The sequence below is a fragment of the Lysinibacillus boronitolerans JCM 21713 = 10a = NBRC 103108 genome (assembly GCF_000772935.1).
GTDB classification, from domain to species: Bacteria; Bacillota; Bacilli; order Bacillales_A; family Planococcaceae; genus Lysinibacillus; species Lysinibacillus boronitolerans.
The window spans coordinates 94,096-109,908 of the sequence record NZ_JPVR01000073.1 but is presented as its reverse complement, the minus strand read 5'-3'; the positions used below and the strand labels follow the sequence as shown (position 1 = coordinate 109,908).

15 protein-coding genes, 1 pseudogene and 2 riboswitches are annotated in these 15,813 nt (G+C 37.0%); of the genes and pseudogenes, 11 read left to right on the top strand and 5 right to left on the bottom strand.

What is annotated here, in order from left to right; genetic code table 11:
• Positions 1 to 64 precede the first annotated feature (64 nt).
• Genes CD31_RS11005 through CD31_RS10995 form a run of 3 tightly spaced genes read left to right on the top strand, consistent with a single transcriptional unit; the run spans position 65 to position 3,682 of the window.
• Positions 65 to 1,459 carry a spore germination protein gene (locus tag CD31_RS11005; RefSeq protein WP_052125372.1) on the top strand — a complete coding sequence of 465 codons (1,395 nt, stop codon included), beginning with the start codon at positions 65 to 67 and terminating at the stop codon, positions 1,457 to 1,459.
• Between the two features lie 28 nt (positions 1,460 to 1,487).
• Positions 1,488 to 2,573 carry a GerAB/ArcD/ProY family transporter gene (locus tag CD31_RS11000; RefSeq protein WP_036077627.1) on the top strand — a complete coding sequence of 362 codons (1,086 nt, stop codon included), beginning with the start codon at positions 1,488 to 1,490 and terminating at the stop codon, positions 2,571 to 2,573.
• Positions 2,570 to 3,682, top strand: a complete 1,113-nt coding sequence (locus CD31_RS10995; RefSeq protein ID WP_036077625.1) for a Ger(x)C family spore germination protein — start codon at positions 2,570 to 2,572, stop codon at positions 3,680 to 3,682. The genes CD31_RS11000 and CD31_RS10995 overlap by 4 nt, the downstream gene beginning before the upstream one ends.
• 36 nt (positions 3,683 to 3,718) lie before the next feature.
• Here the strand turns inward: CD31_RS10995 and pgeF are convergent, their stop codons facing one another.
• Positions 3,719 to 4,483, bottom strand: coding sequence for a peptidoglycan editing factor PgeF (gene pgeF / locus CD31_RS10990; protein WP_036077623.1), 765 nt, complete (start codon positions 4,481 to 4,483; stop codon positions 3,719 to 3,721).
• 158 nt (positions 4,484 to 4,641) lie between these two features.
• On the opposite strand from pgeF, the gene CD31_RS10985 reads away from it, so the two are divergent.
• From CD31_RS10985 to CD31_RS10970, 4 genes are all read left to right on the top strand, one after another.
• Entirely contained in the window at positions 4,642 to 5,271 is a 630-nt protein-coding gene (locus tag CD31_RS10985) for a transmembrane-type terpene cyclase (RefSeq protein WP_036077621.1), read from the top strand.
• Positions 5,272 to 5,502: 231 nt separating this feature from the next.
• Positions 5,503 to 6,111: a CAP domain-containing protein gene (locus tag CD31_RS10980; RefSeq protein ID WP_036077619.1), complete on the top strand. Its 609-nt coding sequence runs from the start codon at positions 5,503 to 5,505 to the stop codon at positions 6,109 to 6,111.
• Between the two features lie 329 nt (positions 6,112 to 6,440).
• Positions 6,441 to 7,421: a VanW family protein gene (locus tag CD31_RS10975; RefSeq protein WP_036077617.1), complete on the top strand. Its 981-nt coding sequence runs from the start codon at positions 6,441 to 6,443 to the stop codon at positions 7,419 to 7,421.
• A gap of 98 nt (positions 7,422 to 7,519) precedes the next feature.
• A complete protein-coding gene (locus CD31_RS10970) occupies positions 7,520 to 8,344 on the top strand; it encodes a methyl-accepting chemotaxis protein (protein WP_016995448.1) in 825 nt (274 codons plus the stop codon).
• A 46-nt stretch (positions 8,345 to 8,390) separates the two neighbouring features.
• Here the strand turns inward: CD31_RS10970 and CD31_RS10965 are convergent, their stop codons facing one another.
• The 4 genes from CD31_RS10965 to CD31_RS10950 all read right to left on the bottom strand — a co-directional run bounded on the left by CD31_RS10965 (position 8,391) and on the right by CD31_RS10950 (position 11,548).
• Positions 8,391 to 9,008: an HAD-IA family hydrolase gene (locus tag CD31_RS10965; protein WP_016995506.1), complete on the bottom strand. Its 618-nt coding sequence runs from the start codon at positions 9,006 to 9,008 to the stop codon at positions 8,391 to 8,393.
• A gap of 223 nt (positions 9,009 to 9,231) precedes the next feature.
• Positions 9,232 to 9,498 carry an MFS transporter gene (locus CD31_RS10960; protein ID WP_036077615.1) on the bottom strand — a complete coding sequence of 89 codons (267 nt, stop codon included), beginning with the start codon at positions 9,496 to 9,498 and terminating at the stop codon, positions 9,232 to 9,234.
• Positions 9,499 to 9,650: 152 nt separating this feature from the next.
• Positions 9,651 to 10,427 (bottom strand): YibE/F family protein, encoded by a 777-nt coding sequence (locus tag CD31_RS10955; protein WP_036077613.1) that lies wholly within the window; start codon positions 10,425 to 10,427, stop codon positions 9,651 to 9,653.
• The gene (locus tag CD31_RS10950) at positions 10,424 to 11,548 is read right to left on the bottom strand and encodes a YibE/F family protein (protein ID WP_036077611.1); all 1,125 of its coding nucleotides are present in this window, start codon (positions 11,546 to 11,548) and stop codon (positions 10,424 to 10,426) included. Before CD31_RS10950 ends, CD31_RS10955 begins: the two co-directional genes overlap by 4 nt.
• Before the next feature lie 221 nt (positions 11,549 to 11,769).
• A riboswitch (FMN riboswitch) is annotated at positions 11,770 to 11,895 on the top strand.
• A gap of 116 nt (positions 11,896 to 12,011) precedes the next feature.
• Positions 12,012 to 12,137, top strand: a riboswitch (FMN riboswitch).
• Positions 12,138 to 12,335: 198 nt separating this feature from the next.
• Between CD31_RS10950 and ribE the strand changes: the two genes are divergently transcribed.
• The 4 genes and pseudogenes from ribE (at position 12,336) to CD31_RS10930 (ending at position 15,708) form a co-directional block, all read left to right on the top strand.
• Positions 12,336 to 12,974, top strand: a complete 639-nt coding sequence (gene ribE / locus CD31_RS10945) for a riboflavin synthase (protein WP_036077609.1) — start codon at positions 12,336 to 12,338, stop codon at positions 12,972 to 12,974.
• A 24-nt stretch (positions 12,975 to 12,998) separates the two neighbouring features.
• Positions 12,999 to 13,604 (top strand): annotated as a pseudogene (gene ribB, locus CD31_RS10940) (3,4-dihydroxy-2-butanone-4-phosphate synthase); the annotation flags it as partial.
• Between the two features lie 39 nt (positions 13,605 to 13,643).
• Entirely contained in the window at positions 13,644 to 14,111 is a 468-nt protein-coding gene (ribH, locus tag CD31_RS10935; RefSeq protein ID WP_016995511.1) for a 6,7-dimethyl-8-ribityllumazine synthase, read from the top strand.
• A 154-nt stretch (positions 14,112 to 14,265) separates the two neighbouring features.
• Positions 14,266 to 15,708, top strand: coding sequence for a spore germination protein (locus CD31_RS10930; protein ID WP_036077607.1), 1,443 nt, complete (start codon positions 14,266 to 14,268; stop codon positions 15,706 to 15,708).
• Positions 15,709 to 15,813: the final 105 nt, after the last annotated feature.

The window sequence follows — 15,813 nt, the reverse complement described above, 5'->3', positions numbered from 1 at the left end:
AAGACAAACTAATAAAACTGAAAATATGAACTGGTATTTATCGGAACAAAGGGGTGGAGCGCAAATGAACGAGATACCCGAGCAGATTGTCGCTAAATTAAAGCAGGAGATTAACGAAGTCGATGATGTAAAACTGAAAATGATCGATACAGAGGAAGGGGATGTGACGGTCATTTATTTCTCCTCACTCATCGAGAAAATGACCTTACAAACCATGGTGACGATTCCATTAGCTAATAATTTGAAACAAATACACCAAATGGCTCAATATGTTGACCCGAAGGATGTGCAGGGTGTCGTTAAAAAATTGAATGCGGGGCAAACCCTTCTTTTTTTCCACGAAACCAATGCCCTATTAAGCATCGATACGTATAGTGCGCCTACAAGGGCCATTACGGATACGGAAACAGAGTCAACTGTAATTGGTCCACAGGATGCATTTACGGAATCACTAGAAACGAATATTTCGTTAGTGCGAAGACGTATTCAAAGCTCTATGCTAAAAAATGAAAACCGAATTGTAGGGTCTGAAGCCAATATTAAAATATCAATTATGTATATGGATAATATCGTGAGCCATGAAAATTTAGATGATCTAAGAAACCGTATTGACCAGGTAGATTATCCGTTATTTACAGATATATCCGTGTTGAAGCAATTAATAGAGGATAATCCATTATCGCCCTTTCCTCAATACTATATGACAGTCCGTCCAGATAGTATTTGCCGTTATCTTCTGGATGGGAGAATCGTCGTTTTTATGGATAATAGTCAACTAGCTATTGTCTGTCCCACATCTTTCTTTGAAATGTTCGTGTCGATTGAGGATTACTACAACCGTTGGACAACAGCATCTTTATTAAGGATGTTGCGCTTTTTTGGTTTTTTCTTAACGATCATGATTACACCAATGTATATATCAGCCTTAACTTTTCATCCAGAAATTTTGCCATATGAATTATTACTAAATCTTCAAGAATCAAGAAGTAAAGTACCTTTTCCACCACTGATTGAAGTGTTATTTATCGAGCTTATTATTGAAGTGTTGCGAGAAGCGGGCTCCCGAATGCCTGCCAAGGTCGGACAAACAATTGGTATCGTAGGAGGTATTGTAATTGGTACTGCGGCCGTAGAAGCTGGATTACTCAGTAATATACTCATTGTATTAGTCGCTACCTCTGCGCTACTTTCCTTCTTACCGCCAATTTTCTTAATGAGTAATACGAGCCGATTTATCCGTTATATTTTTATCTTATCAGCAGGATTATTCGGCTTGTTTGGACAGATGCTCGCCTTTGCGTGGTTAATCCACCATTTATTAAGTCTCAAATCTTTAGGAACGCATTATATGACACCTGCCATTCCAAGAAAGCCAAGCGATTTATTGGATAGTGTCATGCGATTTCCAACTAAATATATAAGAAGTAAAACTGGTATTTCAAAAGCACAGAAAAAATAGTGTCAGAATGGGAATGAGGTGGTTAACTTTGAATAAAACAAAAGGAAAGGTGTTAAATCGTTATCATGTCATCTTCTTAGCGCAAAGTATTATGATTGGTACCGGTATCCTTTCGCTCCCCCAGAAATTAAGTCCTATGGGCTATACACAATCATTTATGCCTCTTCTCTTTGGTGTGATTGCTAGCCTGACACTATTTGCGATGGTATGGCTTTGTTCGAAGTTTCCCAACGATGATTTATTTCGAATGAATGAAATATTATTGGGAAAATGGCTCGGAAAATTTATAAATCTACTTGTCATTATTCAATTTATTGTTTTTAGTGCAGGGATTATTAGTAATTATATGCACTTAATTCAAAGTACAGCATTGCAGGAACAAACCATCACCATGCCTGTCCTTTGCTTTTTACTGCTACTAATTTACATTGTAAGTGGGGGTATTAAATCAATTGCACGATTTTGTGTGATGACATTTTTTATCACAATTGGATTAGTCTATTTTACGCGCTGGGCTATTGAAAAGGGTGATCCAAGTCATTTTTTGCCTCTATTTAATTTTACGCCTAAGGAATTTTATGAAGCGTTAAAGCAAGGTTATTTTTCTATACTGGGTTACGAATTAATTCTATTTTATTTTCCCTATATCATCGATCAAAAAAAGGCATTTCGTCATTCCTTAATCGGCATTTGGATTAGTATAGCTTTATGTTTTATTACAACTGCTATTAGCGTCATGTATTATTCAGAGTGGCAATTAAAAAATGTAGAGTTTTCAGTATTAAACCTATTTAAGGCAGGAGAATTTACCTTTATTGAACGAATCGATATCATTGGCATTACGCTTTGGGTTTTCCTCATCTTATCCTCTGTCACAGCCTATGTATGGTGTGCAAAACGGGGAGTGGATACCCTCCTTAAAAAGAAAAAGCAACAAAGTTATCAGTTGTATATCATCGCCTGTATCATTTTTATTATTATAAAAATGCCCTTTTCGCGTGAATTCCAAGAGAAATTATTTATGGCAAGTAATTATGTGGGCTATGTGCTGGTCATTTGGCCAGTGTTTTTAATCCTGATATATGTTATTCGGAAAAAGCAGGTGCAGATATGAAAAATAAGCGTCTATGCATCATTTCTTTTTTGATTGTAGTTTTACTCGCAGGCTGTTCTAAAAAAGAATTAAAAGTTCCTTTAGAGGATGTTGGCATGGTAGACTCGATGGCTTTTGACTATATCGATGAAGACCAGATGAGACTCACAGTAGCGATTCCCCAATATTCTCCACAAGCAGAGAAAGACACACAAATTTTTTCGATCACAACAGATTTAGTATCAAGCGGCATCGTGGAAATAGAAAAGCAATCCGATAAGAAAGTAGTCTTCAATCAATTGCGAGTTGTCTTAGTAAATGAAGATTTTGCACGGAAAGGGAATGTTCGAAAAATCGTTCAGCACTTGTATCGCAATGCGGAAGTAGGTAATAAAGTATTGATAGCTGTTGTGAAGGATAATGCGGAAGCGATTTTAAAAGGGGATTATCCTGATAAGCCGAGTATTACTTTCTATTTGAACAATCTATTAGAGCCTAGTATAAATACTGCTTTTAATCCAAATACCAATATACATGATTTTATGTATTCGATTACCAATCCAGTAGTTGATACAGTATTACCCTATGTTGAAAAACGTGGGGAAAAATTAGAGATTAAAGGCGTTGCCATATTTAAAGGGAATCATATGCATGAATTAATTAAACCTGAGGAAGCACTAGTTATTCAAGCTTTAAGTGGACAGAAAAACCTTGCTCCTTTGCATCTTGATTTAAATGCAGGACATGGAGAAGAAAAGGTAATGATTGATTTAATCGAGAGCAGTGTGAAAAAAGAGAGTAATAAAAATATGGAATCACCCAAATTAACGATTTTCTTAAAAATAAAGGGTACGCTAAGCGAATATAAGGGAGAAAGAGAATCACATTTATTTACAGTTGAAAGTATTAGTGATCTGGAAAAAGATGTAAATAAACAGCTTGAACAGGATATTAGTGAATTTTTAGCGCGATTAAATAAAACAGAGGTAGACCCAGCTGGCTTAAGTGAAGAATTTAGAATGTATCATCATGGAAAATGGACATCGAAAAAAACAAGAGAGCTTATTAGAAAATTAGACGTGAATGTCCATGTAGAAACGTCCATTATCAGTACAGGTACTTTAAAATAACAGCAAAGACCCATTCGATAAGAAGGGTCTTTGCTGTTAGTGTGTTTTTCGCATAATAAAGCTTAAATGTCTTCCAGCTTGTTTATCTTGACGATAAGAAAAGCCATCGGGACTAAGGAATGTACAGGTTTCATCAATTTGTATTTGATTTGCTGGAATACCCGCAAGCTCACATTGCCTTTTAACTGTCTGCTGATTATCAATATGGTATTTTTTCGTTTCTGCATTGTAATACATAAATTCTTCGGCATAACCAAGACTGTGAAACTTTTCATAAACATCTGCGTCTACCTCAAATTTCTGCTGACTCAGCGCCATCCCGATTTGAACATGAAAGTCCTCAGGTCGACACTGTTCTTCATTCATTAGATGCTGAAACAGCTTGGGTGTTATTTCTTTGACTGTTCCTTGCCATCCCGAATGAATCACACCGACAAGTCCATTCACAGCATTATAGAAAATAACTGGAACGCAATCAGCCGTAAAACTACATAATAGTAAGTTAGGCTCTACTGTATAAAGCGCGTCTGTATCCTTCACCGCTGTATCCATTTGCGCAGCTCCACGTCCTTGATCCGCTAATGTGACTTTATGAAAGTTCGCACTATGTGTTTGCTCTGTACAAATAAAATTTTGCAAATCACAGTTCAATGTCGTGGCTAAATGTTGACGATTGTCAATGATAGCTTGAACATCATGGCAACTATGCAAAGCCATATTATTGTGTTCTACTTCCATCTCATCTTTTAAGGTAGTCCCCGCGATAATTTGCTCATTATCTATATACATTTTTATTTTCATTCAATCACCTCGTTTTACTATATAGGATTGCTTATGGAATGTATAGGTTGCCGTCATTTAATATTTAGCTACTCCTTTACCCGTCTAGCAAACTTTTAGACATAAAGAATTGATTTCCTCATATAGTAGAAGGAATGCTAGAGAGGGGGAGAGCGTGTATGTTGAGTGACCGAGATATATTATTAATTTGCCAAGTAGGCATGGGTCTTTTTTGGATTTTTACATATATACTTGTTATCTATAAGGGATGGCAAGATAAAAGCTATGGCATGCCTATGGTTGCTATTTGTGCCAATATTTCATGGGAATTTATCTTTGCCTTTTTCTACCCACAAAATGACCTCCAACGCTATATTACGCTGATTTGGTTTGTATTGGATGTCTTTATTTTGATGCAATTTTTACGTTATGCTCCAAATGAATATCGTAAGATGCTATCAAAAAAGCTATTGTATTTCTCCTTTTTGATCACGTTAATCTTTAGCATGCTGATCATTTTAGGTATAGTCTATGAATTTCAAGATTTCGAAGGTAAGTATGTAGCATTCTTCCAAAATCTTATGATGTCGGGACTATTTATTGCTTTATTATTGCAAAGAGGGAATTTAGCTGGTCAATCAATGGGGATAGCAGTTTGTAAGATGGTGGGTACATTATTTGCAGCGGTTGGCTTTTATCTATACTTCCGCACACCATTAATTACCATTATTTCTGTAGCAACGCTCTTTTATGATTGGCTCTATATTCTCTTAATTTATCGATTACAGCGTAAGCAATTAGCAAAATAGGATATATTGTGCAGCTATTGATCGCTGAATCTATTAGTAATGTATGCCAATTACAAACATATTGCAACTTGATGACAAGCCGAATGGTAAAGAATAGCGGGATAAAGGGCTTTAACCAAACATATGGTGAGCTTGTCATACAATTGTAAAAATCCTTCCAAATATTTTGTGATGATTATGGCTCAGAAACTATTTACGATAATGGTAGAGCAATTAGGAAGGATGATTAACATGTTTAAAAAAATAAAAAAAGCAGCACTAGCTTCAGTAGTAGCAACTTCATTATTAGTGCCAGTTGCGGCAATGGCCGCCGAATCCTATACAGTGACATCTGGTGATACTCTATGGAAAATAGCTTTAAAAACAGAAACAGGTGTACAGGAATTAATTGATGCCAACCCACAACTTGCCAACCCAAATCAAATTTCTCCAGGGCAAAAAATTAACGTCCCTGTAAAAGAACAGGCAACAGTTGAACAAGAGGTTGTTAAACTTGTCAATGCAGAACGGGCAAAAGCAGGTCTGGCAGCTTTGCAAGAAGATTGGGAGCTATCAAGGGTAGCTAAATATAAGTCGCAAGATATGCACGATAAAAATTACTTTGACCATACAAGTCCAACGTATGGTACACCTTTTACAATGATGAAAAACTTCGGTATTACGTATAAATCTGCTGGCGAAAATATCGCGAAGGGCCAACGCTCCGCACAGGAAGTTGTAACGGCCTGGATGAACAGTGAAGGACACCGTGCCAATATCCTTAATAAAAGCTACACGCATATTGGTGTAGGCTATGTACAGGACGGTAACTACTGGACACAAATGTTTATTCAAAAATAAAAGTCTGTTTATAAAATAGAGTTGAAAAAGAAAGAGTATCTATTGGCTTTTGGGATAGCTAGTAGATGCTCTTTTTCTCGAATCATTCCTCCTAAATCATCGGCAAACTTTAAAATGTTAATCAAGTACAGGAATGGGGATGAAAAAACAACTTTACACGTTGATGTTCATCTTTCAAAACCTCAAACAATCTGGAGTTATGTCAGGCGTAAGGATAATGTAGCGAGTTTTTGCTGTCTTGACAAATAAAATAACCAAAAAACAACACACTATGAGCAATAGACGAATAAGATGTCACTGTAGTATGAAGATAGAGGTGGTGTTTATGGTTGAAAAAGAAGTGGTTAGCTACATGCTGCGTTATCTGTATGATGGGTCTAGTTGGTTGTGAAAAAGAAGCAGTCCATCATAACAAGCTAGAACAAGAAATTCAACAACGTGAGGAAGTACAGCAACCTGTTACATATGAACAAGAACAAATGATTGATCCTATTGTAGAGGTTGTTGATCCAACTACGAGTAAGGTACTTAAAACGATATCTCCAAAGGAGTTTGGCTTTGATACAGACCCACTAGCCTATCAAAAACATCTAGAGCAATTAGCAAGGGAATGGGCGAGAGGAACGGACACATCAAATGGCTATGATCAGCGTATGATGCTTGATCGTTTGGATGAAAACGGGCAAGTGATCAAGGGGAAGCCGCAAATCATTTTAAAGGAAAGTGAGCTAGTCGAGCGTATTATCGAAGCTTCTGCGACTGGGGGGCAGGTAGAAATGCCGCTCTATATAACAGAAAGTGGCTATAATTTTGAGGACCTTCCATTATTAGAGGAAGTAGTTGTTGCATCTTATACGACATATTTCAATCGTGCTGATTTAGGAAGAAATAAAAATATAGAGCTTTCTGCCGGAGCCATTCATAATGTGATCGTAGGAAGTGGCGATTATTTTTCTTTTAATACAATTGTAGGTCCAAGAGATGAGGCAAATGGCTATCAACCCGCACCTGAAATTATTAATAAGAAGGTAGTCATGGGAATTGGTGGTGGAATCTGTCAAACTTCTTCCACCTTGTTTAATGCAGTTGACCAAATTCCCATCAAATATGTTGAGCGCCATCATCATTCGTTAGATGTAGGATATGTCCCAAAAGGAAGAGATGCTACGGTTTCTTATGATACGTTAGATTTTAGGTTTCAAAACTCAAATGATGTACCATTTTTAATTAAGGCAAGCTATAAGGACAATTCTCTAACAATTGAAATTCGAACGGCAGAAAAATATGTAGAATTATTGAAAAAATCATAATGTTGTATCGAGACACCACTGCACGTTGGTGTCTTTTTTTGGATCGCATGCTATAGTTAAATTGATACAGTTCAGAAAATTTTAGGGAGGAAAAGACAATGCATCCTAAACTACAAGCAACAATTGATTCGATTGATTTATACCAAGCAACTTACCCAGAGGATGCTTGTGTCATCGTGGCAGATACGGAAAGCGTGCTTGCCTACAAACCAGGAAAAAAGGTTGATTTAAAAGTTGGGGTTGGTGACCCAGTACATAAATATCGAGGTACAGCAACAGAAATAGCGTTAAGTTCAGGGAAATTTGTGAAAGAGGAGCGTAGTGCAGAAGGTTTTGGTATGGCCTATATCGCCTCTGCCCAGCCTATTTTTGAAGGAGGACGTATTATTGGCGTAGTAAGTGCCATTATTTCGAACGAAAAAATGGATAGTATGCGTCTATTGGCAACCGAGCTTTCAAGTGCTGTAGAAGAAATGACAGCTACAAATGAAGGATTAGCCATTGCCAGTAAGGATGTCTCCAATCGTCTGGAAGAGCTATCTAATTTCTCAGAAACGATGACAGGTGATATTGAACAAATTAATGTGATTGTCAATTTAGTAAAAGATTTAGCGATGAAATCGAGAATCCTTGGTCTAAACGCATCGATAGAAGCGGCACGTTCAGGTGAGCATGGGCGTGGCTTCGCGGTGGTCGCGTCTGAAATACAAAAAATGTCCCAGAGTAGTACAGAAAGTGCTAATAGTATAACTGTGCAACTAGAAAACATTAAACAATCCATCGATCAGGTCAATGCATCATCTAATCAAATTGCAGCGTTTACACAGCAGTTTGCTGCGAGTATGCATGAATTAACAGATGCCTATAAAGGGGTTAATCGTACAGCAGAAAAGCTAATGCAAATTAGTGACATCAAAGGATAGTTATATAAAAAGGATAATAGACAAGTGCTATTATCCTTTTTCATGATTAAATGATCTCTAAAATTTCCTGTGGTGTTGTGACACTGTATTCAGGTTCGTCATTTTGCACGACCTCTTTGGCATCATAGCCCCATTCCACCCAAATAATTGGTACACCAGCTTTCTTACACGCAACAATATCCCTTTGTTCGTCTCCAATGTATACGACGTCAGACGAGTCGACATTCGCTTCCTTTAAAAACTTTTTCATTACTTTGTCTTTACCAAAAATGCGGTTGGAGCAAAGTACATCTGCTACACAATGAATACCGTTCATTTTAAGAAATTCTAAAATATTCTCTTTAGAATTTGAGGAAATAATCAGGATTTTATAGCCTCTTTTATCAATCTCTATTAATACTTCCTTCATTCCCTCGAAAAGATGAACATCATTTAATGATTGACGATACAATTTATAAAATTGCGGTAAAATCATAGGCAACTTATACATTGGGAAGTCAAATAATTTACTGCGTTCTGAAATTGATAATTTTTTTAATGTATCAATTTCCTTCAATTCAATGCCTTTAAATTTATATTTTTGGGCTAAAGTATTCCATGCTGATGCAAACACGGCAGTAGAATCTGCCAGCGTCCCATCAAAATCAAAGATAATATGCTTCATTGCAAACTTTCTCCTTTTTCATCTCGTTGTATTGACGTTCTATGCTAAAAAATGTTACATGGAATGGGCGATCTAGTATTCTTGAAATAACAACCATTTTGAGCGTACGTAAACATCTTATGGTAAATATTATCAGAAAATGCGGCGATTGCAATGAAAATAGTACAACAAAAGGAGGTGTCTCAAAAGTACATGGAGACACCTCGGCATTATTGTGTTTTTTTCAAAAAGAAGAGAGTATGACATTCATTATTGCCAGTACAAAACTGATAGTAAAGACAAAGGCTGAACCTGATGCCGCTGCTTCTTGCGTATTAGTTGTTATGTCACTTAGGAGCTGCTGTTGTTTTGCTGAGAACAACGATACCATTACAGCAATACCAATTGCACCAGATACCTGCTGAGTGGTTTGTGTAATCGCAATACCATCTGGAAAGCATTGTCTAGGTAAGGCATTCAGCGTATTTGTTTGGACAGAGGCTAATACCATCCCAACTCATAAAGTCCATGGCCAATCACAACAAGTATAGTACCAGGCGTAAATTTTGGACAAACTTTTTTGACGTAGCATTCATTTTTTGAGTGATAAGAGAAGAAACAACGAGCATCTATCACATATGCATGATAGGTGCTCGTAACTGTTTACGAAAGTTTTTCTGTTTTTTCGCGTGTTAGAATTAAATAATAGGCATTGATAGAGGAGGCTATTGGAATAATGAGTGCAATGCCGATACCTGCACAAAGAATGGTTGTCATTTCGGCACTAAAAACCTTGGAGTTAACAATCTCGCCAATCGAATAGGAGAGGTCCTTGAACCAGATTAATAAGCTTAAATAGCCACCAAAGAAAGCAAAAAATAACGTGTTGGTATCGGTTCCTAATATATCTCTCCCGATACTTAACCCAGCTGTATATAGTTTTTTTCTACTAATTGAAGGGTTGCGATAAAAAATCTCGTGCATGGAGGTAGCGATAGAAATAGCCACATCCATAATGGCACCTATCGTACTCATAATAATAACTGATGCACCAATTTGCACAAAATTAACACCAATATAGAGAGAAAAGATGCTGATTTCTTCAGTTGATTCTTCACCAAACCCTTGGATCATCGACTTATCCGTTATAAAGGTAATAAATAGCAGTAATACAACAATCGTCACCATTGTTGAGATAAAGGCTGTAATGGTTTTACTATTTGTTTTATTGATATAGAAAAGACTAATACAGCTAATGATCGTACAGGCTATGAACGTCAAGATGATTGGGCTATTTTTAGGGTTTGTCATTAAAAAGATGGTGACAAAGAGCACACCAAAGTTGAGGAATAAAGAAAGAAATGAGCGTACTCCCTGTTTACCTCCTACTATCACCATCAACGCAAATAAAATAACTGCTAATAAGACGATAACATTCATTCTTGAACCCTCTTTCGATTAATGAAAAATATAGCGGTATACTGACTGATAGGAATCGTAAGGACAACACCAATACCCCCTGCTAAGGCACGAGCTAATTCTAAAGAAAGATTCAAGGACAATGTAAGCCCTAATGTGGATGAATTTTTTAAATAGAGAATAATCATAGGTATGGAGCCACAAAGGTAGGCAAAGAATAAAATGCTTGTAATCGTACCCATGATATCTTTACCGATTTCATGTCCCGAAGATTTAAGTGCTTTGACAGAGATTGTAGGATCTTGCTCATATAAAGCAAAAATTGAGGAAGCCATTGTAATAGAAACATCCATTACTGCCCCGAGTGAGCCAATAAATAAACCTGCCATAAAGACGGTACGATAGGGACGTGTTAAAAATTGCATTTCTTCATAACGAAGGCCATTTTCACCTGTCAACCACATTACAATAGAGCTTATGATAAGCGCTATAACAGTGCCTAAAAGTGTGGACACGATGGCTACATATGTTTTTGTATTCAATCCACTAATAAGTAGGAGCGAAATAATCGTAAATAGCAGGGCACAAATGTCGCTGACTACTAACAGGCTTACGCTCCCATGCTTCACATAAAGATCTAATGCGAATGATAAAATCACAGCATTGACACCTAAGCTAATGATAGAAAATAAGCCTTGTCTTTTACCTATAATGAGTAGAGTAAAAATAAAAATCCATGCAATTATTACCATGGTTTGATCACGTTTTAAATCGAGGATAGTACCTGTTAAAGCTGATTGTGTGGCGCGATCATCTATTGTAACAAAGATTTCATTGCCTACATGGTATTCTTGATCAAAAGCACCAGAGGAAGAATAGTCATTCGTCAGGTAAATGGATTGTCCCTTATGCTGTCCATTTTTGATAATGGCCGTGATTTCCTGTGTAAACAAATAATCCTCATTTTCATACATATCTGTCATCGATTCCGATTCTGTTACAGCCACCTGCGTTATTTCCGCTATCGGTCGATCATAAAATTGTTCATTATGATGTACGAAAACAATCGAAAGCCCACAACAGAGTGCTAATAGGGCATAGAAAATACCTTGCTTGAACGATATATTTTTTAAAAGTGTCAAGTAAATGACCTCCAAACGGCTAGACTGAATAGTCACTTGTAAAGTAACGTTTTTTGGATGAAGAAGTTCCATAAACAGGTTAAATGTCATTGTTTTAATCACTTCTTTTACATTTTTTAAGTCTCGTTAGAGCTGCTTAAATTTGATGCTGCGGAAAAAATTTTAAAAAGAAGGATGGATAATATTATAAAATAGTGTTATCGTAAAACTAGCTAAATAAAAATATCCTTCGGGGTAGGGTGAAATTCCCGATCGGCGGTGATGAAGCAATTCAAAGTCCGTGAGCGCAAGCTGATTTGGTGCAAATCCAAAACCGACAGTGACAGTCTGGATGGGAGAAGGGTAAAAATGCGAACTTTTTAAATTGATTCTAGTTTAGAAGGTTTATTTGACTATGCATTTATTACATCACTTCCCAATCATCTTTTGGGAAGTTTTTTTATTTAGCTACAATTGAATAGAAGATGTTCTTCGGGGTAGGGTGAAATTCCCAATCGGCGGTGATGAAGCAATTCAAAGTCCGTGAGCGCAAGCTGATTTGGTGCAAATCCAAAACCGACAGTGATAGTCTGGATGGGAGAAGAACAAATGAGATGACAGTCTATGAAAAAATTGTTTTCAAGTAGGCTTATTTGTTGATGTCTTATACTCCCAAAACCCCTTTGATGAAAGGGGTTTTTATTTTTTATTGCTAACGAAAGAAGGGAGAAGGATAAGGCACAAAAACAGGTGGATCAACTTTAAAAGTAAAGGATAGAAGTGCTAATAAAGTAGAGTAGGTGATGGAATGTTTACAGGACTTGTAGAGGATATTGGTATCATAAAAGCCGTGCAAAGCGATCGGGACAGTATGAAAATTACGATTCAATCAGCCAAGATAACGGAGGATGTTAAGCTTGGTGACAGCATAGCGGTCAATGGCGTTTGTTTAACGGTGACACATTTTACTCAACAGCAGTTTACGATGGATGTTATGCCTGAAACAGTCAAAGCAACAAATTTACAGCAGCTGGAAATAGGTGATTCTGTTAATTTGGAGCGTGCCATGCCTGCTAATGGACGATTTGGTGGTCATTTTGTTGCTGGTCATGTTGATGGAGTCGGCAAAATTTTGCGAAAACGATCAGTAGCAAACGCCGTTTATATTGATATCGAAATGTCAGAGGAACTAACCAACTTTTGTATCCCAAAGGGTTCCATAACAATTGATGGCACAAGCTTAACCCTTTTTCATGTTGAAGCCAATAGTGTCACGATTTCACTCATTCCTCATACTTACAAAGAAACTGTTTTAGGTATGAAGAGGGTTGGAGCAATCGTTAATATCGAAACCGATTTAGTCGGTAAATACATTATAGGGCAATTAAAAAAAGGGCAAACAACGCCAGCGATTACACGAGATTATTTAGCACAGCATGGTTTTTAAATCACAGAATAGGAGTTGATAGTCGTGCTACATTCAATTGAAGAAGCCCTAGAGGATTTAAGGCAGGGCAATATGATTGTGGTGGTTGATGATGAGGATCGGGAAAATGAAGGAGATCTTCTGGCACTCGCTGAATTCATCACACCAGCAACAATCAACTTTATGGCAACCAATGGTAGAGGTTTAATTTGTACGCCGATTTCGCAGCAGCTTGCACAAAAGCTAGATTTATATCCAATGGTTCAGCACAATACGGATAATCATCAAACCGCATTTACGGTAAGCATCGACCATGTAGAAACAACGACAGGGATTAGCGCCTTTGAGCGTGCGTTAACCATACAAAGGATGCTAGAAAAGCAAGCTAAGCCGACTGATTTTCGTCGACCAGGCCATATTTTTCCGCTGATTGCGAAAGAGCATGGTGTGCTCGAACGAAGAGGGCATACAGAGGCGGCGATTGATCTAGCGACGCTTTGTCAGAGTATACCTGCAGGTGTTATTTGCGAAATCATGGGTGATGATGGACACATGCTTCGGTTTGAAGAGCTGACAAAATTCGCTGCACATCATGGCTTAAAAATGATATCGATAGAAGCATTAGTTGCTTATCGTAAGCTCTTATCAACAAATAAATCTAAAATTTCTATGTAAAAAGGAGAAAGAACAATGGGTCAAACATTTGAAGCACAATTAATTGGAACAGATTTGAAAATTGCAGTAGTTGTAGGTCGTTTTAATGAGTTCATTACTAGCAAGTTATTGGATGGAGCAATGGATGGTTTAACTCGTCATGGGGTTGATTCAGCATCTATTGATGTCGCATGGGTGCCAGGGGCTTTTGAAGTTCCTTTTATTGCGAAACAACTGGCAGAAACAAAGAAATATGATGCTATTATTGGTTTAGGTACTGTTATTCGTGGCTCTACAACACATTATGACTATGTTTGTAATGAATCTGCAAAAGGCATTGCCAATGTGTCTTTATCAACGAATGTACCTGTTATTTTCGGTATTGTCACAACTGAAAATATTGAACAGGCAATTGAACGTGCAGGCACGAAATCTGGAAATAAAGGCTATGATGCTGCAATGTCTGCGATTGAGATGGCAAATCTCAAGAAAATGATTGGATAAGGACTAAGTGAAAAGCTCGTCACAACATTTGTTTCTTTGAATATTTTGAACAACCATGGGAAAAATATGCTTAAGTGTATTTATTGAAGGTGATTGTTTTCATAAATGTACTAATCTTGAGCTGGCTCAGTAGGAGATGAGAAGTATTTCATCAATGGAACAATTGATTAATTTGAAAATGTTGAAATCACTATTTCAACGCTCTGCTGACGTGATTTTCCAACAATATAATTTTCAGCAATATACAGTACATTTGATAACTTGTGATGCAATGGTCAATGAGCAAATACTTCAAACTGTGGTTGTTCAACGTGTTCAATCTTTGTTAAGTAATGTCACGGAGGACATGCTAGAGGAAGAAATCGAACAGCATTTACACATTCCCTATTTACAAAAGATTTTATCGAAAGAGGATGCAGTGACAAGGGTCTATAAAGGCCATGTCCTATTGTATTTTGAAGAAAATCAGTTACTTTATTCTAGTGATATTTCAAAAAGACCCAATCGAGAGCCTGGAGAAACAACACTCGAACTAGTGGTTAAGGGGCCAAGGGATGACTTTATAGAGGATGTTTTTATTAATATTGCTTTATTAAGAAAACGATTACCTACTAATTCTTTTAGTGTAGAGACATTAGAAATTGGCAAGCGTTCTAAAACAACAGTAGCCATACTTTATATGGAAGACATTGTGAATTTAAATATGCTGGAACAAATTAAACTTCAATTACAAAAAATTGATACGGATATTGTTATCAATGGTGACTTATTAATGGAAACAGTCGAAAAGACAGCGACAATTCTTCCAAGACATGATTATACTGGAAGACCTGATTTTGCTATGCAGGCATTAATTAGAGGAAGAATACTATTAATGATTGATGGTGTTTCCTATGCCATAATTACACCTACAAATATTATGTTGCTCTTTAAATCGGCAGAGGATAATGAGTACCCAATCATTGTCAGCTCATTAGAACGATTACTCAGAATTGTAGGGATATTAATTAGTATGCTACTGCCAGGTTTTTGGCTTGCATTGTCAACCTATCATCAAGAACAGCTTCCATTTCTTCTCCTTGCCACAGTTGTAGAATCACGGACGGGATTGCCCTTTCCAACTATTTTAGAAATATTAATGATGCTATTTATGTTTGAATTGTTTCGGGAGGCTAACTTGCGTCTGCCAAGTGCAGTCAGTGGCTCAGTCAGCGTTGTTGGAGGACTTGTTATAGGAGATGCTGCTATTAAAGCAGGTGTTACAAGCCCTTCAATGATTGTTGTGATTGCCATTTCCAGTATTGCTGCATTTACATTGGTCAATCAATCCTTTGTGACGGCTATGAGTATTTTTCGATTAATCATTATTATGGCTTCGGCGTTTTTTGGCTTATTTGGTTTTTTTATAGCCGTGTTTTTCATTCTTTTATACACTGCAAATATGAAAGTCTTGGGAGTGCCATATGTAAACTTTAGTGCCGATTTCGAAAAAGGCAATATACGTAAGTCCTTATTGCGACTGTCTCCAAAAGGTTATAGTAAACGACCTACCTTTTTAAAGCCACAGGATCAAACACGTACTTCAAGTAAAAAATAAGCAAATTGTATTAAAGATCAGGTATTGCTGGCACCTGATCTTTTTTTGTTACCTTTTCTTTAGTAGTCTTTTCATTTTTCCATTTAAATAGGAAATGAGACATAA

Excerpts from the sequence above, each read along its gene's own strand:
- CD31_RS11005 (WP_052125372.1), top strand. The coding sequence starts at position 65 with ATGAACGAGATACCCGAGCAGATTGTCGCTAAATTAAAGCAGGAGATT.
- CD31_RS10995 (WP_036077625.1), top strand. The coding sequence starts at position 2,570 with ATGAAAAATAAGCGTCTATGCATCATTTCTTTTTTGATTGTAGTTTTA.
- pgeF (WP_036077623.1), bottom strand. The coding sequence starts at position 4,483 with ATGAAAATAAAAATGTATATAGATAATGAGCAAATTATCGCGGGGACT.
- CD31_RS10985 (WP_036077621.1), top strand. The coding sequence starts at position 4,642 with ATGTTGAGTGACCGAGATATATTATTAATTTGCCAAGTAGGCATGGGT.
- CD31_RS10980 (WP_036077619.1), top strand. The coding sequence starts at position 5,503 with ATGTTTAAAAAAATAAAAAAAGCAGCACTAGCTTCAGTAGTAGCAACT.
- CD31_RS10970 (WP_016995448.1), top strand. The coding sequence starts at position 7,520 with ATGCATCCTAAACTACAAGCAACAATTGATTCGATTGATTTATACCAA.
- CD31_RS10965 (WP_016995506.1), bottom strand. The coding sequence starts at position 9,008 with ATGAAGCATATTATCTTTGATTTTGATGGGACGCTGGCAGATTCTACT.
- CD31_RS10960 (WP_036077615.1), bottom strand. The coding sequence starts at position 9,498 with ATGGTATTAGCCTCTGTCCAAACAAATACGCTGAATGCCTTACCTAGA.
- CD31_RS10955 (WP_036077613.1), bottom strand. The coding sequence starts at position 10,427 with ATGAATGTTATCGTCTTATTAGCAGTTATTTTATTTGCGTTGATGGTG.
- ribE (WP_036077609.1), top strand. The coding sequence starts at position 12,336 with ATGTTTACAGGACTTGTAGAGGATATTGGTATCATAAAAGCCGTGCAA.
- ribH (WP_016995511.1), top strand. The coding sequence starts at position 13,644 with ATGGGTCAAACATTTGAAGCACAATTAATTGGAACAGATTTGAAAATT.
- CD31_RS10930 (WP_036077607.1), top strand. The coding sequence starts at position 14,266 with ATGGAACAATTGATTAATTTGAAAATGTTGAAATCACTATTTCAACGC.